We start from the raw sequence: 244 nt of genomic DNA on the forward strand, positions 1-244 counted from the left end.
GGCATCGTTCGGCGCCGGTGTGCCGGTGGCGTACGTGGCGAATGGTGCGACGTTCCCCGACGCGCTGTCGGGGGCTCCGGTGGCGGGGATGAACAAGGGGCCCGTGCTGCTCGTCGCTGCGGGTTCGATCCCAGATGCGATCAGTGCGGAGCTGAAGCGGCTGAAGCCGAAGAAGATCGTGATCCTCGGTGGAAACGGTGCGGTCAGCGTCGCGGTGCAGTCTCAGCTGAAGTCGTTCACGGCC

Annotated in this window: 1 protein-coding gene; it reads left to right on the top strand. The window is 66.8% G+C overall.

What is annotated here, in order from left to right; all coding sequences use genetic code 11:
* Window positions 1-244: cell wall-binding repeat-containing protein (locus tag WFG93_RS13935; RefSeq protein ID WP_336646936.1), on the top strand; the 244-nt coding region annotated here is incomplete at both ends.

Origin of the sequence: Microbacterium sp. USHLN186 (assembly GCF_037145155.1) — a bacterium.
Classification (GTDB): domain Bacteria; phylum Actinomycetota; class Actinomycetes; order Actinomycetales; family Microbacteriaceae; genus Microbacterium.